This is a genomic window from Litorihabitans aurantiacus (genome assembly GCF_030161595.1).
Taxonomy (GTDB): Bacteria; Actinomycetota; Actinomycetes; order Actinomycetales; family Beutenbergiaceae; genus Litorihabitans; species Litorihabitans aurantiacus.
On sequence record NZ_BSUM01000001.1, the window covers coordinates 3420657 to 3445691 of the forward strand.

Below are 25035 nucleotides of genomic sequence, written 5' to 3' on the forward strand. Positions count from 1 at the left end.
GTTCAGCCGGTGACGACCACCATCTCGTTGGGCGTCGCGGGCAGCTCCGTGGACTTCCAGACCTCACCGGTCTCGTAGTCCACGACGTGCAGCTCGTTCGTCGCGGGCTCGGTGATGTACGCCATCCCGTCGACGACCTTGACGGCCGGCTGCGGCTGCTGCCACTCCTCGGGCACCTCCCACGCGTCGATCACCGGCGCGGTGCGCACGATCTCGCCCGTGGTCGGGTCGATCACGCGGAGCGCGCCGTCGGTGCCGAGCACCAGCGCGGTGTCGTCGTCGCCCCGCGCGAGGTTGCGGAAGGTGTACTGCGAGCCGATGTCGACGATCTGGATCGTCTCCGCCTCGGTGTCGATCAGCGAGACGCTCGTGAGCACGCCCTCGGGGTCGGTCTTGTAGTCGCCGAGCACGACCGAGGACGTCTCGGTGCCGAACTGGTTGCCGATGCGGCCGTAGGCGTCGGGCGAGGCGACCTTGTGGAAGTGGTCGCCGTGCAGGATCAGGACGCCGTCCTCGCAGCCGAGCACGACGGTCTCCTCACCGGCCACGGTCTCACCGTGCACGCCGGGGCACTCCGCGCTCGCGTCGAGCTCGACGTCGGACGCGTCGAGCACGCGAGCGCCGGTACGGCCCTCGTCGGTGCCCTCGGTCACCACGAGCTGGCCGTCCTGCGACGCCACGGCGACCCCGTGGTGCGCCGACGGCGTCGTGAAGGTCCGTACGGGCGCCACCTCGCCCGCCTCGGCGGCGTCGGCCCAGCCGTCGGCCGGGACGACCGTCACGTCGCCGGTGCCGTCGTCGAAGAGCGCGGTCAGGCCGTCGTGCACGACGACGTGGGCAGGCGTCTCGGCCTCGACGATCACGTCGTGCAGGGCCGGGGCGGCGGTGAAGTAGTGGGAGTGGTCGCCGTGCGCCTGGCTCCAGGTGCCGGCGTCGAGCAGCGCCCAGCCGCCCGCGGTGGTGACGGCGACGTGCCGGCCGTCACCGGCGTCGGACAGGCGGTTGAAGCCGTCCAGCGGGAGGTCGGCCTCGACCTCGAGGGTCGAGGCGTCGAGCACGAGGAGGCCGCCGTCGTAGGTCAGCGTGACGCGCGGGGTGCGCGCCGCGGCCTCGGTGGCACCGGCCTCCTCGTCGTGGCCCTCCTCGCCCTCGCCCTCGTGGTCGTCGGACTCGGTCGCGGTGCCGGACTCGGACGGCGTGGACGTGCCGGACGTGCCGGAGTCGGCGGCGTCGGTGTCGCTGCCGCCGCACGCGGCGAGCACGAGGGTCAGGGCGAGCGCGCCGGTGAGGGCGAGCGGGCGTCGGGTCGAAACGCTCATGGGTGGAACCTGGCTCCCCGGGCGGGGAGCGCGCCTTTCATCTGGGTGGTGCGGGTCTGGTGGTGGTGCGAGTCAGGACCGGTACAGGTCCGCGGGGTCGCCGAGGTAGACCTCGAGCGGGTCGGGGCGGCCGAGCCACGCGGCCGGTCCGGCGGCGATCTCGGCGTCGGTCAGCAGCGCCTCGTCGAAGGCGCGCCGCAGGCGGGTGCGCTCGCTCGCCGGGCCGGTGCCGACGACGGTCAGGTACGTCTCGGGGCGCGCGTCCTCCCACGGTCCGGCGACGCCGACGCACACCGTCCCGCCCGTCGCCTCCCAGCCGCACACCGCGTCGGGCCGGTTGGGCAGCCAGAACCGGCCGCGGCTCGTGGTGCGCTCGCAGGCGAGGTCGCGGATGCGCTCCATCAGCCGGTCGGGGTGGAACGGCCGCTCGCTGCGCAGGTCGAGCGACCACGCACCGGAGGGGGCCAGGCGGGCGCCGTCGGCGGTCGTGACGGCCTCGACGAAACCGTGCCCCGCCCCGAGCGTGACCGGGTCGTGCGCGATCTCGAGCGCCGCGTCGTCGTGCTCACCCGCCAGCGCGTCGGCGAGCCACGGGGCGCACGTGTCGTCGCAGCGGTGCGAGGCGGGGGAGCGGAGCGCGTCGACGACGTCGCTGCCACGCCGGGCGCTCGGGTCGAGCGCGGCCTCGCGGTCGACGGGTGCCACGACGACGACGTCGGCCGCCGTCAGCTGCGCGAGCAGCGCGTCGTCGCCGTCGTGCAGCTGGGGGAGTGCGCGTGCGCCGTCGACCACCGCGACGGTGAGGCCGAGCCGTGCGCGGTGCAGGGGACCCTCCGGTCCGGAGGCCGCGAGGAGGGTGCGTGTGGCCGGGAAGATCTCCGCGCCGACCGGGAGGGCGAGCAGCACGCCGCGCAGGGGGTGCTCCCGTCGGCGGCGGCCTCGAGCAGCTCGGCGATGACCGGGACCGCGTCCTCGCGCAGGGCGCAACCGGGGCAGGCGTGCTCCATCGGCACGACCTCGTCGCGCGACGGCGACGCGGGCCCTGCGTCGCCGGACCGGAACCCGAGCGAACCCTCGAGCCCGCCCTCGCCGAGCACGCGCCGGCGCAGCACGACGTCGGGGTCGCCGTCGGTCCCGCCGTCGCCGTCGGACTCGAGATCGTGCACGACGGCGACGACGCCGGGCGCGTCGAGCAGCGCGGTCATCACGAGGGCGTCGCGGTCGGTGCGATCGGTGCTGGCCAGCACGACGATCGGAACGGCGGAGGTCGTCATGGCCACGAGCGTAGCCTTGACGATAACGATTCTCAAACTCTAGGTTGGTCCGCATGTCAGCCATCTGCCAGCTCACCGGCGTGCACCCGCGCTTCGGGAGGTCCGTCTCCCACTCGCACGTGCGCACGTCCCGCCGCTTCAACCCCAACGTCCAGCGAAAGCGGTACTTCGTGCCGTCGCTCGGCCGCACCGTGACGCTCACGCTGTCCACGAAGGCGATCCGCACGATCGACCGCATCGGGATCGACGTCGCCGTCGCGCAGATCCGTGCGCGGGGAGGGAAGGTCTGATGGCGAGCAGGACCGCGGACGTCCGCCCCAAGATCAAGCTGCGCTCCACCGCCGGCACCGGCGTCACGTACGTGACGCGCAAGAACCGTCGCAACAGCCCCGACCGGCTCGTGCTGCGCAAGTACGACCGCGTGGTGCGACGCCACGTCGAGTTCCGCGAGGAGCGCTGATGGCCAAGAAGAGCAAGATCGCGCGCAACGAGCAGCGCCGCGCCGTCGTCGAGCGCCACGCGCAGGTGCGGCGCGAGCTGAAGCGCGCGAGCGTCGACCCCGCACGCACCGACACCGAGCGCGAGGCCGCGATGCGCGCGCTGCACCGGCTCCCGCGCGACGCGAGCCCCACCCGCGTGCGCAACCGCGACGTCTCCGACGGTCGGCCGCGCGCCTACTACCGCAAGTTCGGCCTCTCGCGCGTCAAGCTGCGCGAGATGGCCCTCGCCGGGGAGCTCCCCGGCGTGACGAAGTCGAGCTGGTGAGCTGATGAAGAGAGACATCCACCCCGTCTACGAGCCCGTCGTGTTCCGCGACGTCTCCGTGCCCGAGGGCACGCCCGGCCGCGAGTTCCTCACGCGCTCCACGGCGGCCACCTCCGCCACCGCCACGACCGTGTGGTCCGACGGCCGCACCTACCCCGTCGTGGAGGTCCAGATCTCCTCGGTGAGCCACCCGTTCTACACGGGCCGCCAGAAGATCCTCGACACCGCCGGTCGCGTCGAGAAGTTCAACCGCCGCTACGGCCGTTCGGGCGGTGCCTCGTGAAGGTCCGCGCCTCCCTGGCCTCGCTCGCGCGCAAGGACGGCTCGATCGTCGTGCGACGGCGCGGCAAGGTGTTCGTGATCAACAAGAAGAATCCTCGGTGGAAGGGCAGGCAGGGCTGATGGCGGTCCCCAAGCGCAAGCTGTCGCGGTCGAACACGCGCTCGCGACGGTCGCGGTGGAAGGCTGAGCCCGTCGACCTCGTCCCCGTCCGGACGCCGGCCGGGGAGTGGGTGCGGGTGCCACGCCGGCTCGCGCGCGCCGTGACGCGGGGGTTGGTCGTGCCCGAGTGACGTGAGCGTGCTGCACCAGGGTGGGCACGGTCCGCCGTAGCGTGGGGCCGTGCCCACCCCCGACTTCATCCTCGAGCTCCGCCGCCACGTCGGAACCGCACCGCTGTGGTTGACGGGCGTGACCGCCGTCGTGCTCCGCGGGCGCGAGGTGCTGCTGGTGCGGCGCGCCGACAACGGTGCGTGGACGCCGGTCACCGGCATCGTCGACCCCGGCGAGGAGCCGGCCGTCGCGGCCGTGCGCGAGGTGCTCGAGGAGGCCGACGTCGTCGCGACGGCGCAGCGCCTCGCGAGCGTGGCCGTCACCGAGGAGGTCGTCTACGACAACGGCGACCGCACGCAGTACCTCGACCTCACCTTCCGCTGCGACTTCGTCTCCGGTCGGCCGCACCCGGCCGACGGCGAGAACACCGAGGCGCGGTGGTGCGACGTCGACGACCTCCCGCCGATGACGGAGCGCATGCGCTCCCGGATCGCGGACGCGCTCCCCGAGCGCGGCGAGGCGCTGTTCCGCGCCTGAGAAGGTGCGCCCGACGGCGTGTCGCACCCATCCGGACACCGTTCCGTGTCGAACTTCGTACATGGACGAGACCACGAACGGCGCCAATCCCAGCGACGAGCGCAGCGGACGGACCGGCACGGGTGCCGCGACGACCGCCGACGCGGCTCGTCCCGCACCCGACCGCGGCGCACCCCGCCTCTGGCAGCCCGGGATCCTGACCGCCGCACTCGCGGGGATCGTGGTCACCGGGCTCGCCCTCGCCGTCGCCGAGCTCCTGTCGATCCTCGGTGACCGCTTCCAGCTCCTGAACCAGTTCAGCTCACCGCTGCTGGCCATCGGGGCCGCCTTCATCACGCTGACGCCCGAGTGGCTCAAGCAGTTCGCCATCGCGACGTTCGGCGAGTCCGACAAGATCGCGCTCCAGGTGGGCATGGGGATCACCGTCCTCGTGCTCGCCGGCGTCATCGGCGTCGTGGCGCGCCGCAGCCCGCGCATCGCGGCCGTGATCCTCGGACTCCTCGTGGCGGTCTGCGGGGTCGCGGTGATCACCCGGCCCGCCGCCGTCGGCGTGTGGGACCTCATCCCGTCACTGGTCGGCGGCGTGGTGGGCGTCTACGTGCTCGGCCTCCTCTTCCGCCGCACCGCGCTGGACCGCGAGACGCGCGAGCGGCTGATCGCCGAGCGCGACGGCGAGGGCGCGACGGGCGGCAAGGACACGAAGGGCTCGAAGGACGCCGAGGACGCGACGGACACCGAGGCCGAGACGGACGCCAAGGCCGCCGAGGGCGCCGGGACGACCGACCCGCGCGAGTACCCCACGCGTCGTTCCACGAAGCCCGCCTACGCCAGCTCCCTGGGCCGCCGTCGCTTCCTCGGTCTCGTCGGGATCACCGCCGCCGCGGCGGCGGCCGCGACCGCCGTCGGGCGACTCCTGCCCAGCTCGGCCGACGTGAACGCGAGCCGCGAGGCGCTCCGGCTCCCCGAGGCGACGCCGCAGCAGTTCCCCTCGGGCCTCTCGCTCGACACGATCGACGAGGCGGTCGAGGGGCAGGAGCCGTTCCTCACGCCGAACGAGGACTTCTACCGCATCGACACGGCGCTGACGCTGCCCAACATCACTGCCGAGGACTGGTCGCTGCGCATCTACGGCCTCGTGGACACCGAGCGCACGCTGACGTATCAGGAGCTCCTGGAGCTGGAGCAGGTCGAGCGCACGATCACCATGACCTGCGTCTCCAACGAGGTCGGGGGCTCGCTCGTCGGGACGGCCACGTGGACCGGTACCCCCTCGAGCCGCTCCTGAAGGACCTCGGCCCGGCGTCGGACGCCGACTGCGTGCTGTGCACCAGCATCGACGGGTTCACGCTGACCGCCCCCTCGAGGCGCTGACCGACGGGCGCGACGCGCTGCTCGCCGTCGGGATGAACGGTGAGGTGCTGCCGCAGCGCAACGGGTTCCCGGTGCGCATGGTCGTGCCGGGTCTGTACGGCTTCGTCTCCGCGACGAAGTGGGTCGTGGAGATGAAGGTCTCGAGGTTCGCCGACGAGGTCGCGTACTGGACCGAGCGCGGCTGGGCCGAGCAGGCACCGATCAAGACCGCCTCCCGCATCGACGTGCCGCGCGGCTTCAGCCAGGTCAGCGCCGGCGACGAGGTCGTGATCGGTGGTGTCGCGTGGGCACAGACTCGGGGGATCGCCTCGGTGGAGATCCAGGTCGACCAGGGGGAGTGGCAGGAGGTCGAGCTCTCGCCGGCGCTCTCGAACGACACGTGGCGCCAGTGGCGCACGACGTGGACCGCCGAGCAGGGCGTGCACACGATCCGCTGCCGCGCCTACGACGGCGACGGCGAGCTCCAGATCGAGGAGATGGTCGCCCCCATCCCGAACGGGTCCTCCGGCTACGACTCGCGCAGCATCACGGTCACCTGACGTACCGGGGGCGACCCTGTCGCACCCCACCTGACCAGCATCGATGGGTCGGATCGAGAATTTTCTCGATCCGACCCATCCGCTTTCCCGGGGGCGCCGAACCATCCGTGAGAGACCGGCCGACAGGCCGCACCCCGATCGAAGGAGACACTCAGATGTTCACCACCAAGAAGACCTTCACGTCGCTGGCCGCCGCTGCCGCTCTCGCGCTCACGCTGTCGGCGTGCGGTGGCGGCGGCGACGAGGCCGAGACCCCGATGTCGCCGAGCGAGACCTCGTCGTCCTCGGAGTCGATGAGCCCGTCCGAGACCGAGACGTCGGCCAGCCCGTCCGAGGACATGACCGAGTCCGAGTCGATGGACCCGAGCATGGACCCGGCCGCCAACCTCGTCGGCCCCGGCTGCGCCGCCTACGCGGAGGCCGTGCCGGACGGCGCCGGCTCCGTCTCCGGCATGGCGCAGGACCCGGTCGCCACGGCCGCGTCGAACAACCCGCTGCTGACCACCCTGGTCTCCGCGGTCTCCGGCCAGCTCAACCCCGAGGTCGACCTCGTCAGCACGCTGAACAGCGACGAGTTCACCGTCTTCGCGCCGGTCGACGACGCGTTCGCGAAGATCGACCCCGCGACCCTCGAGTCGCTCGGTGGCGACGCCACCGCGCTCTCCACGGTCCTGACCTACCACGTGGTCCCCGGCCAGCTCGACCCCGAGCAGGTCGTCGGCACCCACACGACCGTCGAGGGCGAGGACCTCACGATCGAGGGTTCGGGCGACGACCTGATGGTCGGCGGCCAGGCCTCCGTCATCTGCGGTGGCGTCCAGACCGCCAACGCCACGGTCTACCTCATCGACACGGTGCTCATGCCGCCGTCGATGATGTCCTGAGCCTCACCCCGCTGACCCACAGCGCCCCGTCCCCGATCAGGGGGGCGGGGCGCTGTGCTGTCCTCGGAGTGGCCCGGGCTCGAGCCGACCACGATGCGGACGCCCCGCCCGTCCCGTGGACTCGGGCCCCGCCGTCGGGCTAGGGTCGCAGCACCATCCAGAGCGGCCGAGAGACCTGGCTCGTCGACGCCGCAGCAACCCCCAACGGAAGCCTCCCGCGGGAAGGGTGCTCACGCCAGGACCGATGGAGACACCGATGCGGGCACACCCCTCTCGGCGTCCGGTACCCGGGAGGCGCGTGGCATGACCACCTCCGACCTGTACCGGCCGCCCCGACCGACGATCAGCTACGAGCTCTACCCCCGCGCACGCCGAAGGGCGAGGCGCAGGTGTGGGACACCGTGACCACCCTCAGCGACCACGTCGCCGACTACTTCTCCGTGACCTACGGCGCCTCGGGCTCGACGGCGGAGAGGTCGCAGGCGCTGGTGGCGCGCATCATCGCCGAGACGCGCGTCCCGGTCATCGCCCACCTGACGTGCGTGGGCCGCACGGACCCGCAGCTGCGCGAGGTCGTGGGCGAGTTCCTCGACGCCGGCGTCCGCAACTTCCTCGCGCTGCGCGGCGACCCGCCCGCGGGGGAGACCGACTGGGCGCCCGGGCCAGACGAGGTCGCGCGCGCCTGCGACCTCGTCACCCTCATCCGCGAGGTCGAGGCCGAGCGGTTCGGCACCCGCGGGCTCGACCCGCTCTCGCGCCTGGCGGACCACCGCAGCCGCCGCGCGGCGGTGAGCATCGCCGTCGCCGCCTACCCGGGGATGCCCGAACCGGGCGCGGGTTTCCGCGTGCGCGACGACGAGCTCGCCGCCCTGCGAGCCAAGCAGGACGCGGGCGCCGATTTCGCCATCACGCAGCTGTTCTTCGACGCTGCGGCGTACCGCGAGCTGCTGCGCGCCGCCGTCGCGGCCGGCATCACGATCCCGCTGGTGCCCGGCATCCTGCCGCTGACCGACCCCTCACGGATACGCCGCCTGTGCGACCTCAACGCGATCCCGCACCCGCGCGAGCTGCTCGCGCGGCTCGAGGACGCGCCGGAGCCGGACCGGGCGCGCGTGGGCCTCGAGGCGACGTCGTCGCTCATCCGCGAGGTGCTGCACGCCGGCGCCCCCGGCCTGCACCTCTACACGTTCAACAGGTCCGACGGCGTGACCGCCCTCCTCGAGGACGTCCTGCGCCAGACCGTCTGACGCCCCCACCAGCCAGCACGACCAGCACCACCGGAACCAAGCGCCGCAGCCGGAGCCCCGCGCGGCGTGACCACCCGGCACCACCAGAGCCACCCGATCACCCCGCACGACGTCGCATGCCGGAGCCCCGCGCGACGCCGCTGCTCACCGCACCCACCGACGCTCGAAGGAGCACACGTGACCAGTTCCGCCACGCACGCCCCCGCCCACCCGACCGCCTCGATCCTCGGCTACCCCCGCATCGGCCCGCGCCGCGAGCTCAAGAAGGCGGTCGAGAGCCACTGGGCCGGCCGCACCACGCTCGGGGAGCTCGAGACGAGCGCGGCCGCGCTGCGCCGTCGCACGCTGGAGCGCCTGCGCGAGCTCGGTCTCGGCGCGGAGGACTCGGCGATCCCGCTGGACTTCTCCTACTACGACCAGGTGCACGACGCGACGCTCGCGCTCGGGATCGTGCCCGAGCGGTTCGCGGACGTGCGCGCCGCCGACGGTTCGATCGACCTCACCGGCTCCTTCACGCTCGCGCGCGGCGAGGGCGAGCGGGTGCCGCTCGAGATGACCAAGTGGCTGGACTCCAACTACCACTACCTCGTGCCCGAGATCGGGCCGGACACGGCGATCGGCTACGCGGGGTCGCGTCGCGTCGCCGAGGTGCGCGAGGCGGCGGCGCTCGGCGTCGTGGGTCGTCCGGTCGTCGTCGGGCCGGTGTCGCTGCTGCTTCTGGCCAAGGCGGCCGACGGCGCGCCCGAGGGCTTCTCGCCGCTCGACCGCCTGGACGAGGTGGTCGAGGCCTACGTCGCGCTGCTCGCTGACCTCCGGGCCGCCGGGGCCGCGTGGGTGCAGCTCGACGAGCCCGCCCTGACGAGCGACACCTGGGCCGCGTCGCCGGCGCAGGTGCGCGGCGCCGTCGCCCGCGCCTACGGCGTGCTCACGACGGCGGAGGTCGCGACGGGCGGTCGGCCCGCCATCGCCGTCGCGGCGGGCTACGGCGCGCTCGGCGACGCGATCGACCCGCTGCTCGCGGCCGGCGTGGAGGCGATCGCGCTGGACCTGGTGAAGGGCGAGGTGCCGGCGGCGTCGGCGCCCGACGGCGCGACGCGCGACTTCTCACGGGTCGCGCTGCTCGGCGGGGTGGTCGACGGGCACAACGTGTGGGCGACCGACCTCGACCGCGCCGCCGCGCGGCTGGAGGAGCTGCGGGCGCTCGGCGCGGCGAGCACCGGCGTGACGACGTCGACGTCGCTGTTCCACGTGCCGCACACCGTGGCCGACGAGGCCGGCAACCCCGAGCTGCCGGCGCAGGTGGCCTCGTGGCTCGCGTTCGCCGACGAGAAGGTGGGCGAGGTGCTGGCGCTCGCGGCCGGGCCCGAGGTGGCCACCGCCGCCTTCGCCCGCTCGCGCGAGGTCGCGGCCGACCGCGCCGCGGCGCCCGGCGTGCGCCGCGCGGAGGTGCGGGACCGGACGGGCTCGCTCGCGCCGTCGTCGTTCTCGCGCGAGGAGTATGGCGTGCGCCGGGCCGCGCAGGAGGCGGTGCTCGACCTCCCCGCGCTGCCGACCACGACGATCGGCTCGTTCCCGCAGACGGGCGAGCTGCGCCGGGCACGGGCGGCGCTGCGCGCCGGGACGCTGTCGGACGGTGAGTACACCTCGGCCATGCGCGAGGAGGTGGCGCGCGTGATCGCGCTGCAGGAGGAGCTCGGCCTGGACGTGCTGGTCCACGGCGAGCCCGAGCGCAACGACATGGTGCAGTACTTCGCCGAGAACCTCGACGGGTTCGCGGTGACGCAGCACGGCTGGGTGCAGAGCTACGGCTCCCGGTGCGCGCGGCCCTCGATCCTGTGGGGCGACGTCTCGCGGCCCGCGCCGATCACCGTGCCGTGGGCGACGTACGCGTCCTCGCTGACGACGGCTCCCGTGAAGGGGATGCTGACGGGGCCGGTCACGATCCTGGCGTGGTCGTTCGTGCGCGACGACCAGGGGCTGGGTGAGACGGCCAACCAGGTCGCGCTGGCGCTGCGCGACGAGATCGCGGACCTCGAGGCGGCGGGCATCGGGATCATCCAGGTCGACGAGCCGGCGCTGCGCGAGCTGCTGCCGCTGCGCCGCGCGGACCACGCCGCCTACCTCGACTGGTCGGTCGCGTCGTTCCGGCTCGCGACCTCGGGCGTGGCGGCCGAGACGCAGATCCACACCCACCTGTGCTACTCGGAGTTCGAGGAGGTGTTCGACGCGATCGACGGGCTCGACGCCGACGTCACCTCGATCGAGGCGGCGCGCTCGCGCATGGAGATCCTGCCCGCGGTGGCGGCGGCCGGGTTCGAGCGGGGGATCGGCCCGGGTGTGTACGACATCCACAGCCCGCGCGTGCCGTCGCAGACCGAGGTGGCGGAGCTGCTGCGCGGGGCGCTGGGGTCGGTGGGCGAGCGCACCCTGTGGGTGAACCCGGACTGCGGTCTGAAGACGCGGGGCTACGAGGAGACGACGACGTCGCTGCGCCACCTGGTCGCGGCGGCCCGCGAGGTGCGCGCCGGCCTCGCCTGACACTTTCGCGAGAGCTTTGCTGACCCTCCCCGAGAGGTTTGCTGACCCTCGCCGAGAGGATTCCCGACGCCGGGGCCGTGGCACGTCGCCCACGGCCCCGGCCGCCGTCGTCGTCCCTCGCTGAGCGCCGGGTGCTGCCGCGCGGCTGAGATCCCACTGAGACCAAACTGTGATGATGGTCGAAACGATTCGACAGTTGCCAGGGGGTCCAGAGGGGGCGTTGGATCACTCCGTCGCCCGGACGTTCAGGCGATCGCCCGTGCCTGGAGCGCACGGGATGGCACCACGACGCTGTGGAGGAACTCATGACTGCATCGCCCCTTTCTCGTAGGCGCGGGAGCGCCGCGGTCGTCGCGACCGCCGCCCTCGCCCTCGTCCTCTCCGCGTGCAGCGACGGCGGATCCGGCGACGGAGGCGGAGGTGGCGGGGGTGACGACACCGCCAGCGCCGCCGGCGAGATCGACTGCACCCCCTACGAGGAGTTCGGCGACCTCGACGGAACGTCCGTCTCGGTCTACACCTCGATCGTCGAGCCGGAGTCGGACCAGCAGATCAACTCCTACAAGCCGTTCGAGGACTGCACCGGCGTCACCATCGACTACGAGGGCTCGCGCGAGTTCGAGGCGCAGCTCCTGGTGCGGATCCAGGCCGGCAACACCTCCGACATCGCCTTCCTGCCGCAGCCGGGCCTGCTCAACACCATCGTGACGGAGTACCCCGAGGCCATCGTCGAGGCACCCGCGCAGACCGCGGCGAACGTCGACGAGTACTTCGACCCCGCGTGGAAGGGCTACGGCTCGGTCGACGACACGTTCTACGCCGCGCCGCTGGGCGCCAACGTGAAGTCGTTCGTCTGGTACTCGCCGTCCGTGTTCGAGGGCGCCGGCTACGAGATCCCCGAGACGTGGGACGACCTGCTCGCCCTGTCCGACCAGATCGTCGACGACGGCGCGATGCCCTGGTGCGCCGGTGTCGAGTCCGGTGACGCGACCGGGTGGCCGGGCACCGACTTCATCGAGGACGTCGTGCTGCGCACCGCCGGCCCCGACGTCTACGACCAGTGGGTGACGCACGAGATCCCCTTCAACGACCCGCAGATCGTCGAGGCGTGGGACGCCGCCGGCGAGATCCTGAAGAACCCGGACTACGTCAACGCCGGGCTCGGCGGGGTCGACTCGATCGCCACGACGCCGTGGACCGACGCCGGTCTCGGCATCCTCGACGGCACCTGCTACCTGCACCGCGCCGCCAACTTCTACGCCACGCAGTGGCCCGAGGGCACGACCGTCGCGCCCGACGGCGACGTGTACGCGTTCTACCTCCCGGGCGACGGCGAGACCCGCCCCGTCCTCGGCGGTGGCGAGTTCGTCGCGGCGTTCTCCGACCGCCCCGAGGTCCAGGCGTTCCAGACCTACCTGTCCTCGCCGGAGTGGGCCAACGCCAAGGCCAAGGTGACCGACACCGGTGGCTGGGTCAGCGCCAACAAGGGCCTCGACCCCGAGAACCTCGTCACCGAGTTCGACCAGCTGAACGCCGAGATCCTCCAGGACCCCGACTCCGTGTTCCGGTTCGACGGTTCCGACCTCATGCCCGGCTCCGTCGGTGCCGGCACCTTCTGGACCGCGATCGTCGAGTGGCTGACCGGGGCAGACACCGAGACGGTGGTCGACCAGGTCGAGGCCTCCTGGCCCACGAGCTGATCCGATCCGACGAGGGGGCCCGCCGATCGGCGGGTCCCCTCGTCGGGCTCCGAGCAGGTGGCGCGGGCGATGGTGCCCGCCGGAGGGGAGTTTTCACATGGACTGGTTGATCAACCCCAGCTCGACCGGGGGCAAGTTCCTGGTGATGGTCGTGGCCATCGTCCTGTTCGTCCTCGTCATGGCCGTGATCCTGTTCGCGGTCGACCGGCCGCGGCGCGTGCCCCGCTGGGTGGTGGCGACGGCGTTCGCCGGCCCCGCGATCGCGCTCGTCGCCGTCGGGCTCGTCTACCCGGGCATCCTGACGATCGTCAACTCGTTCAAGAGCACGAACGGGCGCGACTGGGTCGGGTTCGCCAACTACGCCCAGGCCTTCACCGAGGGGCAGTTCCAGATCGTGCTGCGCAACACGGCGGTCTGGGTCATCCTCGTGCCGATCCTGGCGACGGCGATCGGCCTGATCTACGCCGTCCTCGTCGACCGCACGCGGTTCGAGAAGCTCGCCAAGGCGCTCATCTTCCTGCCGATGGCGATCTCGATGGTCGGCGCGTCGATCATCTGGAAGTTCGTCTACGAGTTCAAGCCGGACCAGCCCGGCGTCAGCCAGACGGGACTGCTGAACCAGCTCCTCGTCTGGGTCGGGCTCGAGCCGCAGCAGTTCCTGTCCACGCAGCCGTGGAACAACCTCTTCCTCATCGTGGTGATGATCTGGATCCAGACCGGTTTCGCGATGACCGTGTTGTCGGCGGCAATCAAGGCGATCCCCGACGACGTCGTCGAGGCCGCGCGTCTCGACGGCGTGAAGGGCGTGGGCATGTTCCGCCACATCACGATCCCGAGCGTGCGTCCGGCGCTCGTCGTGGTGATCACGACGATCGCGATGGGCACGCTGAAGGTGTTCGACATCGTCCGCACGATGACAGGCGGCCAGTTCGGCACCTCGGTCATCGCGAACGAGTTCTACACGCAGCAGTTCCGGCAGGCGAACCAGGGGCTGGCGGCTGCGCTCGCGGTCATCCTGTTCGTGCTGGTGATCCCGCTCGTGATCTACAACATCGGCCAGATGAAGAAGGCGGAGGAGATCCGATGAGCCAGCCCGTGACCGTCGGCCCCGCGCTGGTCGACGACGACGTCGCCGTCCAGGAGCCCGGACCGCGCCGCGTCCGAGGACGCGGCAGGATCGGTGGCCGCGCCGAGCTCGCGACCAAGCGTCTGAGCTCCCCGTGGGCGTCCGCGCTCGCGATCATCATCGCGATCCTGTGGACCGTGCCCTCGCTCGGGCTGCTGGTCACCTCGGTCCGGCCCGAGCTCGACATCCGGCGCTCCGGCTGGTGGACGGGCCTGGGCGGTGACTTCACGCTCGACAACTACACGAACGCGCTGTCGGGGTCGGGCGGGCTCGGGTCGTTCTTCGTGAACTCGTTCGTCATCACTCTGCCGGCCGTGGTCATCCCGATCTCGATCGCCCTGCTGGCGGCGTACGCGTTCGCGTGGATCGACTTCAAGGGTCGGAACTTCCTGTTCGTCGCGATGTTCGCGATGCAGGTGGTGCCGCTGCAGGTCGCGCTGGTCCCGCTGATCAAGGCGTACCTGTCCCTCGGGATCAACGGGTCGTTCTGGGCGGTGTGGATCTCGCACGCGATGTTCGGCCTGCCGCTCGCGATCTTCCTCCTGCACAACTTCATGAAGGACATCCCGCCGGCGCTCGTGGAGGCCGCCCGGGTCGACGGCGCCGGGCACGTGAAGATCTTCCTCCAGGTGCTCATGCCGCTGCTGGTCCCGGCGATCGCGTCGTTCGCGATCTTCCAGTTCCTGTGGGTGTGGAACGACCTCCTGGTCGGCCTGACCTTCTCGAGCACCGGGTCCCGACCGATCACGGTCGCGATCGCCGAGCTCGCGGGGTCGCGCGGCGGCCAGTGGCACCTGCTGACGGCGGGGGCGTTCATCTCGATGATCGTGCCGATCGTGGTCTTCATCGCGCTGCAGCGGTTCTTCGTCCGCGGCCTGCTGGCGGGTTCGGTCAAGGGCTGACCTTCGCGAGAGGATTGCTGACCCTCGCCGAGAGGATTGCCGACGCCCGTCACGGCGGGTCCTGACGTCTCCGACGACGTCGGGACCCGCCGTCGTCGCGCTCACCAGGTACGTGGCCGGACGGCGCACCCCAGAGCGTCCCCGAGCTCGAGCTCGTAGGCGGGGTCCTCGCCGAAGAGGTTCTCGCGGTGGGCGATGACGAAGCGGATGGAGTGCACGAAGCCGATGTGGACGCGCCGGCCGCCGTCGTGCTCCGTGTCGGCCGCGGTGCTGTGGTTCGCGCGTCCGTCGTACTCCGACGCGAGGCGCGACGCGACGAAATACGAGTCGAGGTGCCACTCCTTAGCGTCGGACTCCCGGATGACGTGGTCGAGGTCGGGGATCGGGAGGCCGGCGTCGATGATCCGCATGCGCATCCAGGACTCGCCGTGCCGGTTCGCGCGGCCGTCGAGCAGCGGGGCGAGCTCCTTCGCCTGCTTCAGACCTGGCAGCCGGCGCAGCGGGGCGAGGTACTCACCGAGCGTGGCGAGGTCGACGACGTCGGCGCGCAGCAGCGCGTCCCCGGCCGCGAGGGCGTAGGGCCGCCACGACAGGCGGAGCAGGTCGGCGGCGGTGCGCTGGGGAGAGGTCACCGCGACGCCGCGCACGACCCGGACGTCGCCGTCGGGCAGGCACGTCTGTCGGGTGCGCATGCGTGAGGACACGGACCGGACGTGGCCGTGCGGCACCACGGTCATGAGACGGAGGTCGCGCATGTCGCCGGGCGGCGCGGTGTCGGCGCCGTAGAGCCACGCGGCCGAGTGGTCGGAGACGACGGCGTCGCGCGGCAGCACGAGGGACGCGGCGGCGAGCCGGAGGTCGCGGGTGTCGGGCGATCGGACGTCGACGGCGACCCCGCGGAACACCCGCCGCAGCGCGCCGCCGTGGATGGCGTCGCGCAGCTGGCGCTCGGAGAGGCCGACGTCGGGCGACGTCGTCGTGAGGAACGGTAGACCTGCGTTGAGGAGGGGCATGCTCGAGGGTGGCGCGGTCCGGAGGGTCGTGGGGGCGCGCACAGGTGCTCGAGGGACAACGGCGCGGGCGAGGGGCCTGGGGACAGTCCGGGGCCGCGGTGTGGAGCGATCATGGGCTGAGCGCTGACAGGGGGCGGCGTGTCCGGTTCGGTTGGTCTGTGTCGCCAGTGCTCTCGGGGAGGGTCGGGAAACCTCTCGTGGTGGGTCGCCGGTGCTCTCGGGAAGGGCAGGAAAGCTCTCGGGGAGGGGCGCCAGTGCTCTCGCGGAGGGTCAGGAAAGCTCTCGGGGAGGGTCGGTAAAGCTCTCGCGGAGGGTGGGGGAGGCGGCGGCGGCCGTGAGGCGGCGGAAGGCGCCGAGGTCCGCGAGGGCCTGGCCGCCGTGGGGAAGCGCGTCGTCGAGCCCGGGGGCGTGCACGACGTAGGCCGCCCACTGCGCGCGCGAGATCGCGACGTTGAGGCGGTTGCGGTTGATGAGGAAGTCGGCGCCTCGCGGGGCGTCGCGCGAGGACGAGGCGGCCAGCGTCACGATCGCGACGGCGGCCTCCTGCCCCTGGAACTTGTCCACCGTCCCGACGCGCACCTCGGTGAGCCCGACGGCGTCGAGCTCCGCCCGTACGAGGTTGACCTGGGCGTTGTACGCCGCGACGACGAGGATCTCGCTGGTAGCGAGCGGCGAGGTCGCCGCCGCGCCCGCGTCTCCCGATCGCCAGGGCCGACCGAGCAGCGATCGCACGAGGCGCACGACGGCGGCGGCCTCCTCGGGGCTGGCCGAGGAGTTCCCGCGGTGGGGCTCGAGCACTCGGTGGAGGCCCGGAGCGACGCCCTCGAGGTGGCGCCGCCCCGTGACCTCGGCGTTCGGTTGCAGGCGACCGTCGTAGCTGAGGTCCGACACGGCCGCGCACAGCGCCGGGTGCATGCGCCAGGTGCGCTCGAGGAAGTAGCCGCGCTCGGCAGGCACGGTGGCCGCGCCGCCGGCGATCCACGCCAGGGCCGAGGTGTCGACGGGCTCGTCGTGCGAGCCCTGGGTGACCTGCGGGAGCTGCTGCGGATCGCCCAGCAGCAGCACCCGCTGCGCGGCCGTGGCGGCGGCGACGGTGTTGGCGAGCGCGAACTGGCCGGCCTCGTCGACGACGAGCAGGTCGAGCTGCCCCTCACCGATCCGCTTGCGGTTCGTCATGTCCCAGACCGTCCCACCGATCACGCAGCCGCCCGCGGCGTGCTCGGCGAGGAATTCCGCGTGGTCGTCCTTGCGCAGCTCGGTCCACGGCGGCGGCTCGGCACCCTCGGCGGGTGCATCCCTCCGGGTCTTGCCCACCCGCGAGCCGGGCAGGCCCGCCCCGACGATCTCGTCGAGGAGGTGCTCCACGACCGCGTGGGACTGCGCCACCACCCCGACGCGCCAGCCGAGCTCGGACACGAGACGTGCGATGACGCGTGCGCCGACGTAGGTCTTGCCGGTGCCCGGCGGGCCCTGGACACCGAGCACCGAGTGCTCCAGCGCGGCGGTCGCGGCGGTCACCGCGGCGACGTGGTCGCCACCCACCACGGGCGGGAGGGGGTCACCGGTCGAGCCGTCGTCGAGATCGGGGAGCGGACCGAGGTGGATGCAGCGGTGCACGTCGTCAGGTGCTGCTCCGTCGGGCCCGTCCGGCCCGTCCGCCGAGTTGGGCTGCCGCAGACGCGGGAGCGTGCGTCGGAGGATCTCGAGGGCGGGTAGTCGCAACCCGCGGAGCCTGTACAGCACCTCCGCGCGCACCGGAGGCGGTGCGTCGTCCCCGAGGCGCTCGAGGGTCGCGAGGTCGGTGCCGATCACGCGCGCGGCCAGCTCGACGAGGGCGAGGTGGATCGAGGTCGTCCGGATCGGTGGACCGGGCACGACGGCCGACGGGACGGCTCCCGCAGCGCCGGCACCCAGTTCGGCGAAGTCCGCCGGTGCGCTCTCCCGCACCGTCCAGGAGGCGCGCGTCCCGTCGCGGGAGACGGCGACGTCGAGCATGGTGAGCGACGTCGTCGCCCACGCAGCACCGGGGTCGCGGCGCAGCCCGTCCGACTCGCTCAGGGGGTAGACGGCGAACCCGTCGCGCATCCCGGCCGGCGTGCTGCCCGCCCCCAGCAGGCCCTCGAGGCGGAGCACCCGACGGCGAGAGCGGCCCCCGCCGGACCAGTCCTCCAGCACCTCGCAGCCGACCGGGGTGTCGTCGACCACCAGCACGTCGCGCGTGTCCGCCCACCAGTCGATCGGGTGGGTGAGCCGCTCGAAGTGGGCGCGCCAGACGGGGGCGTCCTCGCGCCGGTGGTAGTCGAGCGCGGCGGCGAGCAGGGCCAGGGCGTCGGTGTCCGCGTCGGCACGCGGAGCCGGGCCGGCGACGTCGCGCAGCAGGCCGACCAGACGCTGTACCGGGGTGGGGGCGAAGGTGTCGCGAGCGGCGCCGTCGCCCCCGCCGTCAAGAACCGGCGCAACCGGCGCAACCGGAGCAATCGGAGGGAGGACCTCGACGTCGACCCCGTCCCCACCCGCGTGCCGCCCGTGCGCCAGCGATCGCAGCCACTGCACGAGCCGCCGGGTGGAGACGCAGTCGTACCGGTTGTAGTCGGCGATGTCGGCCATCACCGCGTCGAAGGTCGCCGCGTCGCCCGCCGCGCCGGCCGCCACCCCCGCCGCGTACTGCGCCACGGAGTCGCCGCCGGTCGTCACGCCGCTCGTGTCGCGCAGCTCCCCGCCCATGTACAGCGGCTCGAGCTTCTTGATGGAGTAGCTGGCCTGCGAGACGGCGACGCCACCACGCACCACCGGGAACAGGTCGACGAGCACGCCCTCGCGCACCAGGGTCAGGACCGCCTCGAGGCCGGCGCCGTGCCGCTCCGCCAGCCGCTCCAGCGCGGCCCGCTCGTAGTTCGCGTAGTGGTAGATGTGCATGTCCGGGTACCTCGCCCGACGCCGGCGCACGTAGTCCAGGAAGTCGACGAGCGCGGCCTTCTCCTGCGCCCGGTCGTGCGCCCAGAAGGCGACGTACGGCTCGTCGTCGGACTCCTCCACGAGGCCGAAGAGGTACTCGAGCCCGCCCTCCATCCCGCCCGAGGTCGACCACATCGGGTCACCCTCGAAGTCGAAGTAGATGTCGCCGGTCGACGGCGGCGGCAGCGACCGCAGCAGCGCCGCACCCACGACCTCGACGGCCACCACGTCACCGATCGCCGCGGCCACCTCGGCCCGGTCGCCCGCCGGGGCGGCGCCGTCGGGCTCCGTCAGGAGCATCCCCGGCCCGACGGCGAAGCCCGCCGCCTCCGCCCGGTCGATCCGGTCGAGCTGCCCCACCTGCAGGCGTGCCTGGCGCGTCAGACGCTCCTGGATGACCGGGTTCATCCGCGGCACGGGGTGCGCGAGTGCGGCGAGGTCGGTCAGCGAGCGGACCCCCTCGCCGTAGAGCCGGGTCCGCTGCACGGCGCGGATCCCGTGCACGAGCTGCACGTCCCGCGTCCGGGCGACCTCGTTCGCGCAGTGGTCGCACCGTCCGCACGCGCGGCGGGCCGGGGCGAGATCGGGCGGGAGGGCGGCGAGCAGCGCGGGGACGCCGCTCGGATCGCGCCAGTCCTCCCAGTCGGCGGCTGCGCCCGATGCCAGGTGGGCGTCCAGCAGCGCCTCGACGAGCCGTCGCTCGCCGCGGTACACGGCCAGGAGGTCGGCCAGCGGCTGGTCGCTGCGCTCACCGTTGCCGTGGTGGACGGTCACGCGGTCCGCGACCGCGACCCCCGCGGCGAGGAGCTGGTCGGCGTAGGCCGCCATCTGGAGCAGCGCCGTCGCGCGCACCTTGTTCGTGAGCTTCGTGTCGACGACGGCGTAGACGGGTCCGTCCGCCGGGTCGCCGCCGCGCTCCTTCAGCAGGAAGTCGGCCCGGCCGTAGAACCGGCCGTCGAAGAAGGTCGCCTGGAACACGACGTCGGCGGCCGAGGCGATCGCGGCCGACGTCGCCTCGCGCGCGGGGACCAGTCCGGCGCGGAAGGCCTCGGGGCCCGTGCCGCCCTCGTCGGTGATCTCGGCGACCCCCGAGCGCCCGCGGGCTCCCACGGACCGAACTCGGCGCGGTAGTCCGTCAGTACGCGCAGCTCGTGCGCGTCACCCATGCGAGCCGCGCGATCGAGCATCGGGTCGGGCGGCACCTCGAGGACGGGGGAGCGACCGGTCTTCTCGTCCAGCAGGCGGAGCAGCTGGAACGGGCAGGAGGCGCGCGTGATGTCGGTCGGTGAGTAGACCACCACGCCGTCCAGCAGGAACATCGCACCCCCAGGGATCTCGGTGCTGACGAGGCTACGGGCAGGCACCGACATCCGCCCCGGCGACCGGGCGTCGGGCGCCTCGTGACGGGGTGCCCGCCGCTCACGGACGCCGGGTGCGGGACGCCGCTCGCCGGACGCCGGACGCCGGACGCCGGACGCCGGGTCCCGGGCGCCAGGTGCCAGGCGCCGAGTGCGGCGGCGCTGGCGAGGAGGTTCACCGGCTTCGCCCCTCGCCCGGGCGGCGACGCGCTCGCTCGTGACGGCAACGCCCTCGCCCACGACGGCAACGCCCTCGCCTACGACGGCGGTCCACGCCTAGAACACCGACCGAGGAGCCGGCTCAGCTCCTCGCTGTGAGCGGCTGGGGCCTCGCCCACAGCGGCTGGTGGCGACCCCCGCTGGCGGGAATCTGGCGTTTGCGCAGGTCAGAGCGTTGAGCCGGGGGTCTCGCGCGGACACCGCCACCGTCAGCCGCTGTCAGCGAGACCCAGCCGCTCACAGCGAGGGGGTGGCGGCTCGGTGTCCGAGGGGCGGACCGCCGTCGTGAGCGAGGTCGACGCCGTCGTCAGCGAGGGGTGGGGCGTCCCGTCCCCGCCCGGCCGCCCATCCGTCCCCGCCCGGCCGCCCATCCCTACCCGCCCGGCCGCCCGACCCTCCCCGCCCGGCCGCCCGACCCTCCCCGCCCGGCCGCCCGACCCTTCCCGCCCGGCCGCCCGAGCCCCGGAATTCGGCCACCCGACACGTTGCACGGCCACCGGTGCGCGGGAAAGGATGCCCCGTGCCCACCCCCGCAGACCTCCGCCGCTGGCGCGCCTATCTCGCGGACGAGCGCGCCGAGGCCGCCGTCTACCGCGACCTCGCGAGCCGTCGCGACGGCGAGGAGCGCGCCATCCTCCTCGAGCTCGCCGAGGCCGAGCGCCGCCACGAGCAGCACTGGCTCGACCTCCTGGGCGACGACGTCGGCAAGCCCCGCAGGGGCGCCCTCCGCACCCGCTGGCTCGGCTTCCTCGCGCGCCGGCTCGGCTCGGTCTTCGTCCTCGCCCTCGCGCAGCGGGCCGAGGCGCGCGCCGTCTACGCCGACGAGCGCGACGCCACCCCGCAGATGGTCGCCGACGAGCGCATCCACGAGGAGGTCGTCCGCTCCCTCGCCGCGCGAGGCCGCGCCCAGCTCTCGGGCTCGTTCCGCGCCGCCGTCTTCGGCATGAACGACGGCCTCGTCTCCAACCTGGCCCTCGTGCTCGGGATCGGGGCGACGGGCGTGGGCACCGGCGTCGTGCTCGCGACCGGGATCGCCGGCCTCCTCGCCGGCGCCCTGTCGATGGGGGCGGGGGAGTACGTCTCGGTGCGCAGCCAGCGCGAGCTGCTCGAGGCCTCGACGCCGGATCCCCAGACCCGCACCGCCTTCCCGCACCTCGACATCGAGGCCAACGAGCTCGCCCTGGTCTACCGCGCGCGCGGCGAGAGCCCGGACGAGGCGGCCGAGCACGCACAGCGCTCCATCCGCTCCTACCGTCCCGACCAGATCCAGCCGCGCCGCGCGCACGGCGAGTTCGAGGAGATCGGCAGCGCGTGGGGCGCGGCGCTCGCGAGCTTCGGCCTCTTCTCCGGCGGCGCCATCATTCCCGTGCTCCCCTACCTCCTCGGCCTGTCGGGCACGACGGCGGTGCTCGTCTCCGCCGCGCTCGTGGGGCTCGCGCTCCTGGTCACCGGCGCGATCGTCGGCATCCTCTCGGGCGGGCCGCCCCTGCGCCGCGCCCTGCGCCAGCTGGCCATCGGGTGGGGTGCGGCCGCGGCGACCTACGCGCTCGGGCTGGCGTTCGGCGCGAACGTCGCGTGACCCAGGGCGCCGCGCGGCGCAAGATCTCGCCCGCCCGGCACACTCTCCAGCCATGAGGCACCCAGGCCCGCGCATCCCCGCCCGCGTCCTCCCGGCGGCGCTCGCCGTCGTGCTCACCGCGACGGCGCTCGCCGCGTGCCGGCAGGACGTCGCGCCCCCAACGGGCGCCGACGCCGTCTGCGGCGACCCCGTCGCGGCCGACGACGTCACGCTGGAGGGTCTCGCGGAGGCGGACGTCCTCCTGGTCGAGTCCTCGCTCGGGCTCACCGACACGGTCGTGTACGACGACGGTCGCGTCGCCGTCGTCGGCCGCACCGCGGGCGAGTGGTCGCGCGGCGTCGCTGGGATGCAGGGGGGCGACGGCGAGGCGGCGGTCGGTCGCGACGGCGACCGCTCCGGCGGCCTGACGACGACCGTCACCGCCGTCGGGACGGTCCCGCCGTCGGGCGGGCACGCGTCGAGGCGCGAGCAGCCGGCGGCGGGCACCGTCGTCGTCCCCGCGCTCGCGTGGATGCCGCACCCCGAGTCGCCGTTGCTGCTCGTGGGGCGGCTGCCGGACTGCGCGCTCGACGACCTGGCGCGCCTCGCGGCGGACCTGCGTGACGTCGTCGAGCGCACGAACGGCGACCTCGGGAGCCCGATGGTGACCGACATGGTCAGCACCCGCCTCGACTACCGCGGGGACGCAGCCGTGAACGTCTCGGCGTACGCGCTCGGGTTCGACGACGACCTCCGCCGCGAGCAGCGCGAGGGTCGGGCGTTCATGCGGGCCATGCAGGACGTCGTCGTCGCCAACCTGCCCGACGTCGTCGAGGTCGAGCCGGAGGCGTTCGAGCGGTACCCCTCGCCGTCGGCGGACTGCGAGGCGATCACCGACCCGGAGGAGGTCGCCGCGATCCTCGCGATCGACCGCGACGCCGACGACGCCGACCTCGACCCGCTCGCCGCGCGCCCGGTCCCCGCGGGGATCGTCCCCTGCGGGTGACCGGACGCGCGGCGCCTCAGCCCTTCGTGCTCAACGCACCTCTCGCAGCACCCGGACGTCCCACGCGCCGAGCTCGAGGACCGATCCGGCGGCCAGCGTCTCGCCCCCGAGCAGGTCGACGACCTCGACCGGCAGCGTGAACGTCGAGGCGTCCCAGGACCAGTTGTGCACGAACCGCAGCTGCTCGCCGGCGGCGTTGCGCGCGCCGTGCGAGGTCTGGGTCTCCGCCTGCGGCCGCCAGCCCGCATCGACCCCGGAGGTCTGCGCGGCCCACGCCAGCACCGCGCGGCCGAGCTCGGCGTCGGGCACCGTGCCCACGTACGTCACGCGACCCGCGCCGCTCGTGTGCGTGGTGACGGCGGGCCAGCGCCCGAAGTGCGGGTGCCGGTAGGTCGCGAGCACCTGCGCGCCCGTGGTCTGCAGGCCGTCGACCCACGCCGTCGCGTGCGCCCCCGGGCCCAGCGGCAGCGCGTCGGACCCGACGACCTCGAGCGGCTGCGTCAGGCTCGAGAACTCGTCGTACCAGACGCCGGCCGCCTCGTGCAGGTGCGAGGGCTTGCGGTCGGGACGCGCGCGCGCCTCCTCGTCCTCGTACCCGGTGCGGATGCCGAGCACGAGGTGCCCGCCCGCCTGCGCGTAGCGGCGCAGCCAGTCGAGCTGGGCGTCGTCGAGGATCGTGAGTCCCGCGGCCACGAGCACCGGCTGGGAGGCGACGACGTCGGCGGGCTCGCGCTCGACGAGCTGCTCCGGGTGCAGCACCCGGACGCCGAGCCCGGCGTCGAACGCGCCGCGGTAGAACGCGTCCGCGATCCGCTGGAACGTGCGCGGGTCGCCCTCGCCGTCGGGCGTCGCGAGCTGCGGGAAGTCGGCGAGCGCCCACTTGGTGGGGTCGGAGAAGACCAGACCGACGGGCGCGTCGGGCACGAGGCCGGTGACGGCGGTGCCGGCGGTGCGGAGCTCACCGCCCAGCTGCGCGATCTGCTCGTAGACGCGGCCGGGTTCGAGGGAGTGGGGGAGCACCCCGCCCCAGTAGGTCTCGGCGCCGTAGGGGAGCGTGTGCCAGTGCCAGTACTCGATCATCGCGGCGCCGCGCGCGACGAGCGCCCAGGCCGCCTGCCGCCACTGGCCGTCGTAGGCCGTCTCGTGGACCCACTGGTGCGCGATCGCCGTCGCGTTCGTCTCGGTCACGAGGAACGGCGCCTGCTTGGAGCCGTACATCCGGTCGGCCGACTGGAAGAGCGCCCAGGTGCCCCCGGTCATCCAGGCCTGCGAACCCTCGGTCGCCGCGGGCAGGGCCAGGTGGTCCTGCATCCGGTAGTAGGCGTTACCGGAGGTGACGTCGAGCCGGCGCGTCATCGCCTCGTCCTCGACGGCGGGGCGCTCGTAGGCGATGCACGTCGTGACGAACTGGTCGTCCCGCGCGTACTCGCGCACGACGTCGGCCTGCCAGCCGATGAAGTCGGTCGTCAGGGACGCCTGGAACCGCCGCCACGCGAGCGCGTACTGCGGCTGGGCGTTGCCGTGGGGCGTCCACAGGTCGGCCCAGGTCGAGAGCCGGTGGGACCAGTAGGTCAGGCCCCACTGCTCGTTGAGCTCCTCGACCGTGCCGTAGCGGTGGCGCAGGTGGTCGACGAACCGCTGGAAGACCTGCGGGTTGTGGAAGATCTCGTTACCCGGCTCGTTGTCGACCTGGAAGCCGACGACGGCGGGGTGGTCGGCGTAGCGCGCGGCGATCGCGCGGATGATCCGCTCGGCGTGGAGGAGGAAGCCGGGGTGGCTGTAGTCGATCTCCTGCCGGTGGCCCCAGCCCATCTGCTCGCCGTTGCTGCGGCGCACGTTGATCTCGGGGTAGAGCCGCGCGAGCCACATCGGGGCGGCGTAGGTCGGGGTGCCGAGGACGACGCGGATGCCGCGCTCGTGCGCCGCGTCCAGCACCGGCGCGAGCCACTCGAGGTCGAAGCGCCCGGGCTCGGGCTCCCACGTGGACCACACGGACTCACCGACGCGGATCACGGTGAACCCGGCGGCCACCATGAGGTCGAGATCCTCCGCGATGCGGGGCCCCGCTCGCGCGGGTGGTACTCGTGGTAGTAGGCGGCGCCGAAGAGCACGCCCTCGGACAGGTGCTGCAGGGGGTGGGACATGGTTCCCTTCTGGGGTTGCCGGGTGGTC

Annotated in this window: 23 protein-coding genes, 1 pseudogene and 1 riboswitch; of the genes and pseudogenes, 17 read left to right on the forward strand and 7 right to left on the reverse strand. The window is 73.3% G+C overall.

Going from position 1 to position 25035, the window contains the following annotated elements; translation table 11 throughout:
- Positions 1-2: 2 nt before the first annotated feature.
- From QQK22_RS16265 to QQK22_RS16275, 3 genes are all read right to left on the reverse strand, one after another.
- Entirely contained in the window at positions 3-1319 is a 1317-nt protein-coding gene (locus QQK22_RS16265; protein WP_284252089.1) for a hypothetical protein, read from the reverse strand.
- A 72-nt stretch (positions 1320-1391) separates the two neighbouring features.
- Entirely contained in the window at positions 1392-2111 is a 720-nt protein-coding gene (locus QQK22_RS16270; protein WP_284252091.1) for a GTP-binding protein, read from the reverse strand.
- The gene (locus QQK22_RS16275; RefSeq protein ID WP_284252093.1) at positions 2045-2593 is read right to left on the reverse strand and encodes a hypothetical protein; all 549 of its coding nucleotides are present in this window, start codon (positions 2591-2593) and stop codon (positions 2045-2047) included. The genes QQK22_RS16270 and QQK22_RS16275 overlap by 67 nt, the downstream gene beginning before the upstream one ends.
- A gap of 53 nt (positions 2594-2646) precedes the next feature.
- Between QQK22_RS16275 and rpmB the strand changes: the two genes are divergently transcribed.
- The 15 genes and pseudogenes from rpmB (at position 2647) to QQK22_RS16350 (ending at position 14754) form a co-directional block, all read left to right on the forward strand.
- Entirely contained in the window at positions 2647-2883 is a 237-nt protein-coding gene (gene rpmB / locus QQK22_RS16280; RefSeq protein WP_284252095.1) for a 50S ribosomal protein L28, read from the forward strand.
- Complete coding sequence (rpmG, locus tag QQK22_RS16285; protein WP_284252097.1) at positions 2883-3053, forward strand: 50S ribosomal protein L33; 171 nt, start codon at positions 2883-2885, stop codon at positions 3051-3053. The genes rpmB and rpmG overlap by 1 nt, the downstream gene beginning before the upstream one ends.
- Positions 3053-3358 (forward strand): 30S ribosomal protein S14, encoded by a 306-nt coding sequence (rpsN, locus tag QQK22_RS16290; protein ID WP_284252100.1) that lies wholly within the window; start codon positions 3053-3055, stop codon positions 3356-3358. The genes rpmG and rpsN overlap by 1 nt, the downstream gene beginning before the upstream one ends.
- Before the next feature lie 4 nt (positions 3359-3362).
- Entirely contained in the window at positions 3363-3641 is a 279-nt protein-coding gene (locus tag QQK22_RS16295; RefSeq protein WP_284252102.1) for a type B 50S ribosomal protein L31, read from the forward strand.
- The gene (ykgO, locus tag QQK22_RS16300; RefSeq protein ID WP_284252104.1) at positions 3638-3760 is read left to right on the forward strand and encodes a type B 50S ribosomal protein L36; all 123 of its coding nucleotides are present in this window, start codon (positions 3638-3640) and stop codon (positions 3758-3760) included. Before QQK22_RS16295 ends, ykgO begins: the two co-directional genes overlap by 4 nt.
- A complete protein-coding gene (rpmF, locus tag QQK22_RS16305; protein ID WP_284252807.1) occupies positions 3760-3930 on the forward strand; it encodes a 50S ribosomal protein L32 in 171 nt (56 codons plus the stop codon). The genes ykgO and rpmF overlap by 1 nt, the downstream gene beginning before the upstream one ends.
- Positions 3931-3979: 49 nt before the next feature.
- A complete protein-coding gene (locus tag QQK22_RS16310) occupies positions 3980-4447 on the forward strand; it encodes an NUDIX hydrolase (RefSeq protein WP_284252106.1) in 468 nt (155 codons plus the stop codon).
- 61 nt (positions 4448-4508) lie between these two features.
- Complete coding sequence (locus QQK22_RS16315) at positions 4509-5732, forward strand: molybdopterin-dependent oxidoreductase (RefSeq protein WP_284252108.1); 1224 nt, start codon at positions 4509-4511, stop codon at positions 5730-5732.
- A gap of 37 nt (positions 5733-5769) precedes the next feature.
- Positions 5770-6357 carry a molybdopterin-dependent oxidoreductase gene (locus QQK22_RS16320; RefSeq protein WP_284252111.1) on the forward strand — a complete coding sequence of 196 codons (588 nt, stop codon included), beginning with the start codon at positions 5770-5772 and terminating at the stop codon, positions 6355-6357.
- A 155-nt stretch (positions 6358-6512) separates the two neighbouring features.
- Entirely contained in the window at positions 6513-7241 is a 729-nt protein-coding gene (locus QQK22_RS16325) for a fasciclin domain-containing protein (protein ID WP_284252113.1), read from the forward strand.
- A 150-nt stretch (positions 7242-7391) separates the two neighbouring features.
- Positions 7392-7492, forward strand: a riboswitch (SAM riboswitch).
- A 117-nt stretch (positions 7493-7609) separates the two neighbouring features.
- Positions 7610-8488: pseudogene (locus QQK22_RS16330) on the forward strand (methylenetetrahydrofolate reductase); the annotation flags it as partial.
- Between the two features lie 177 nt (positions 8489-8665).
- Positions 8666-11026 (forward strand): 5-methyltetrahydropteroyltriglutamate--homocysteine S-methyltransferase, encoded by a 2361-nt coding sequence (gene metE, locus QQK22_RS16335; protein WP_284252115.1) that lies wholly within the window; start codon positions 8666-8668, stop codon positions 11024-11026.
- A gap of 305 nt (positions 11027-11331) precedes the next feature.
- Positions 11332-12726 carry an ABC transporter substrate-binding protein gene (locus QQK22_RS16340; protein WP_284252117.1) on the forward strand — a complete coding sequence of 465 codons (1395 nt, stop codon included), beginning with the start codon at positions 11332-11334 and terminating at the stop codon, positions 12724-12726.
- A 97-nt stretch (positions 12727-12823) separates the two neighbouring features.
- Positions 12824-13813, forward strand: a complete 990-nt coding sequence (locus QQK22_RS16345; RefSeq protein ID WP_284252119.1) for a carbohydrate ABC transporter permease — start codon at positions 12824-12826, stop codon at positions 13811-13813.
- Positions 13810-14754, forward strand: coding sequence for a carbohydrate ABC transporter permease (locus tag QQK22_RS16350; protein ID WP_284252121.1), 945 nt, complete (start codon positions 13810-13812; stop codon positions 14752-14754). The genes QQK22_RS16345 and QQK22_RS16350 overlap by 4 nt, the downstream gene beginning before the upstream one ends.
- A gap of 101 nt (positions 14755-14855) precedes the next feature.
- Here the strand turns inward: QQK22_RS16350 and QQK22_RS16355 are convergent, their stop codons facing one another.
- Together QQK22_RS16355 and QQK22_RS16360 are read right to left on the reverse strand one after the other, a co-directional pair.
- Entirely contained in the window at positions 14856-15767 is a 912-nt protein-coding gene (locus QQK22_RS16355; protein WP_284252123.1) for a type IV toxin-antitoxin system AbiEi family antitoxin, read from the reverse strand.
- Positions 15768-16037: 270 nt separating this feature from the next.
- Positions 16038-19832 (reverse strand): AAA domain-containing protein, encoded by a 3795-nt coding sequence (locus QQK22_RS16360; RefSeq protein WP_284252125.1) that lies wholly within the window; start codon positions 19830-19832, stop codon positions 16038-16040.
- Between the two features lie 966 nt (positions 19833-20798).
- On the opposite strand from QQK22_RS16360, the gene QQK22_RS16365 reads away from it, so the two are divergent.
- Complete coding sequence (locus QQK22_RS16365; RefSeq protein WP_284252127.1) at positions 20799-21878, forward strand: VIT1/CCC1 transporter family protein; 1080 nt, start codon at positions 20799-20801, stop codon at positions 21876-21878.
- A 52-nt stretch (positions 21879-21930) separates the two neighbouring features.
- Positions 21931-22863 (forward strand): hypothetical protein, encoded by a 933-nt coding sequence (locus QQK22_RS16370; RefSeq protein WP_284252129.1) that lies wholly within the window; start codon positions 21931-21933, stop codon positions 22861-22863.
- A gap of 30 nt (positions 22864-22893) precedes the next feature.
- On the opposite strand, the gene QQK22_RS16375 is transcribed toward QQK22_RS16370, so the two are convergent.
- Complete coding sequence (locus QQK22_RS16375) at positions 22894-24897, reverse strand: beta-galactosidase (protein ID WP_284252131.1); 2004 nt, start codon at positions 24895-24897, stop codon at positions 22894-22896.
- A complete protein-coding gene (locus QQK22_RS16380) occupies positions 24873-25007 on the reverse strand; it encodes a hypothetical protein (RefSeq protein WP_284252133.1) in 135 nt (44 codons plus the stop codon). Before QQK22_RS16380 ends, QQK22_RS16375 begins: the two co-directional genes overlap by 25 nt.
- Between the last annotated feature and the right edge of the window lie 28 nt (positions 25008-25035).

Coding starts and splice junctions, on each gene's coding strand:
- rpmG (WP_284252097.1), top strand. CDS start 2,883: ATGGCGAGCAGGACCGCGGACGTCCGCCCCAAGATCAAGCTGCGCTCC.
- QQK22_RS16340 (WP_284252117.1), top strand. CDS start 11,332: ATGACTGCATCGCCCCTTTCTCGTAGGCGCGGGAGCGCCGCGGTCGTC.
- rpmF (WP_284252807.1), top strand. CDS start 3,760: ATGGCGGTCCCCAAGCGCAAGCTGTCGCGGTCGAACACGCGCTCGCGA.
- QQK22_RS16350 (WP_284252121.1), top strand. CDS start 13,810: ATGAGCCAGCCCGTGACCGTCGGCCCCGCGCTGGTCGACGACGACGTC.
- QQK22_RS16355 (WP_284252123.1), bottom strand. CDS start 15,767: ATGCCCCTCCTCAACGCAGGTCTACCGTTCCTCACGACGACGTCGCCC.
- QQK22_RS16370 (WP_284252129.1), top strand. CDS start 21,931: ATGAGGCACCCAGGCCCGCGCATCCCCGCCCGCGTCCTCCCGGCGGCG.
- QQK22_RS16295 (WP_284252102.1), top strand. CDS start 3,363: ATGAAGAGAGACATCCACCCCGTCTACGAGCCCGTCGTGTTCCGCGAC.
- QQK22_RS16275 (WP_284252093.1), bottom strand. CDS start 2,593: ATGACGACCTCCGCCGTTCCGATCGTCGTGCTGGCCAGCACCGATCGC.
- QQK22_RS16265 (WP_284252089.1), bottom strand. CDS start 1,319: ATGAGCGTTTCGACCCGACGCCCGCTCGCCCTCACCGGCGCGCTCGCC.
- QQK22_RS16380 (WP_284252133.1), bottom strand. CDS start 25,007: ATGTCCCACCCCCTGCAGCACCTGTCCGAGGGCGTGCTCTTCGGCGCC.
- QQK22_RS16325 (WP_284252113.1), top strand. CDS start 6,513: ATGTTCACCACCAAGAAGACCTTCACGTCGCTGGCCGCCGCTGCCGCT.
- rpmB (WP_284252095.1), top strand. CDS start 2,647: ATGTCAGCCATCTGCCAGCTCACCGGCGTGCACCCGCGCTTCGGGAGG.
- QQK22_RS16315 (WP_284252108.1), top strand. CDS start 4,509: ATGGACGAGACCACGAACGGCGCCAATCCCAGCGACGAGCGCAGCGGA.
- QQK22_RS16375 (WP_284252131.1), bottom strand. CDS start 24,897: ATGGTGGCCGCCGGGTTCACCGTGATCCGCGTCGGTGAGTCCGTGTGG.
- QQK22_RS16345 (WP_284252119.1), top strand. CDS start 12,824: ATGGACTGGTTGATCAACCCCAGCTCGACCGGGGGCAAGTTCCTGGTG.
- rpsN (WP_284252100.1), top strand. CDS start 3,053: ATGGCCAAGAAGAGCAAGATCGCGCGCAACGAGCAGCGCCGCGCCGTC.